This is a genomic window from Caballeronia glathei, from assembly GCF_000698595.1.
In the GTDB taxonomy this organism is placed as follows: Bacteria; Pseudomonadota; Gammaproteobacteria; order Burkholderiales; family Burkholderiaceae; genus Caballeronia; species Caballeronia glathei.
The window spans coordinates 1-1,941 of record NZ_JFHC01000206.1; the positions used below are offsets into that span (position 1 = coordinate 1).

Annotated in this window: 2 protein-coding genes; both read right to left on the minus strand. The window is 61.6% G+C overall.

The features are described 5' to 3' along the window. On the minus strand, nucleotides 1–941 hold a 941-nt coding region (locus BG61_RS38285; protein WP_051673109.1), incomplete at its 3' end, for a TauD/TfdA dioxygenase family protein. Between the two features lie 364 nt (nucleotides 942–1,305). After that, nucleotides 1,306–1,941: helix-turn-helix domain-containing protein (locus BG61_RS38290; RefSeq protein WP_035943556.1), on the minus strand; the 636-nt coding region annotated here is incomplete at its 5' end.

Sequence of the window (1,941 nt, forward strand, 5' to 3'; positions counted from 1 at the left end):
AGGGTGGCGCGCAGCATCTTTCTTGGCGCATTGCCGTAGTCCGCCACTGCGTAGTGCTGTACCTGCAGGTTGTCCCACATGGCAACCGTGTTGGTTCTCCACTTCAGGCGTACCTGGTATTCCGGAATCGCGGCCTGAGAGGTCAGATAGTTCATCAGATGATGAGCTTCCGGCATGAAGTCCTGACCGTATCGGATGTCCTCGAAGTTGAAGAAATTCGAGAAATGGGTCGTAAACGCCGAGTTGACGAACAGGACCTTTTCGCCCGTCTCAGGATGGGTAAGCACGACCGGATGCTCAGCGGCGGGGTTCTTCGCGGCCATCGCGTGACGTTCTTCGATCGGCATCTGGGCGCCAAACGAATGCTCGGCACTGTGCTTGGCGTACAGGCCGTCGATCCGTTGCTTGATGGTGCCGGGCAGCTTTTCATAGGCCATCACCATGTTGGACCACATGGTGTCTCCGCCGGATTCCGGACCCTGTTCGCAACGCAACACCGCTCCGCGGGGCGGCGCCTTCTTGAACGTGACATCGGCATGCCAGAGGTTTTCGCGGCTGGCCTTTTCGAGGAAGCTCTTGGGCTTGCTCGGGTCGAGATTGCGGTACAGCGTCAGCAGCTTGTCCGCCTCCGGATGGCTCGGGGCAAGGGGATGGACTTCCAGTTCGGCGAATTGCGCGGCGAAGTTCTGTTGCTCCATCGGCGTAATGTTCTGATCGCGGAAGAACAGGACTTTATGCTTCAGCCACAGGGCCCTTATCTCGGCGATGGCGCCAGGGTCCAGCGCGGCATCAGCAAGGTTGATGTTGCTGAGTTCGGCGCCGATGGAGGGCGTGCAAATCTCCACCTTGATCGAATGCTGGCGCACCGATGGCCGGACAATGGCCGGTGCCATGGGCGCGGCTTGTGAAGTGGTGTCTTGGGTGAGGGCGGTTGCTGTCATTGATGTCTCCAGTCTGTGCCTGTGCGGTGGCGGGCAATATGTGCGTCCGGTGGATGTAGCGGGCCCCGTCAACGGAGCAGCGGCACCGTTCGGTCGGACAACGGAACTGATAGTACGTACAACAGCCGCGATGCCATTCGCTTGACGGGACAATTCATTCGCATATTGGGACACAGGGCCACGAGCCTCGCCGGAAAGCGGATGGCGGTAACGCACCCACGCAGTCCGGACAGCGATGCCGGTCATCGTCAGGATGGGGCGGGGATCTGTAACGTCAGGAGCGTGTAGAAGGGTGCGGCTGGGCAGGCAATGTGGCTGGCCCGGATGACGGAGGGGCGCGTGAGCCGACCCCGAACCGACCTTCCTACTTATGCGGGACGGGCCGGGCTGCCGCCCGGCTCTCCCGGTATTGGGCGCCCCAATCCGAGGGTGTCTTGCCAAACTGGCCGCGGAACCAGCGCGAGAAGTCGCCGGCAGAGGAAAAGCCGAGGAGTTCGGCGACTTCATACAACCTGCGTTTGCTGTTGGCCAGATACTCCTCAGCGAGTTCAGCACGCACGGCATTGATGATCGTCGTGACACTCTCGCCGTCCGCCGCGAGGTGCCGGTTAAGGGTGCGTCGATGCATGCCAAGATGCTGGGCGACCTGATCGACCGAACAAAGTCCGCTCGGCAGCAGCATCCTGACGATCTGGCGCGCCCGCTGCGCCGGCTCGTCGCGGACGTTGGCCAGCTGCATCTCCAGCCATCGCTTCACTTCGCGATTCAGCGTCGGGTCCGCAGCAGGGATGGGCATGTCCAGGTCGCGGCCGCGGCAAACGATGGCATTGCATTCCTGTGAAAACTCGATAGCCGTGCCCAGCACGCGGTGGTGCACTTCAAGACTGGCGGGCCGCTCGTGGGCGAAACAGATCTTTGCCGGCCGGAAGGTATTGCCACTGAGCGCCCTGAACATGCGGAATCCGATGCCGGCTGACTGTTCGATCGTCTGGCGCCACAC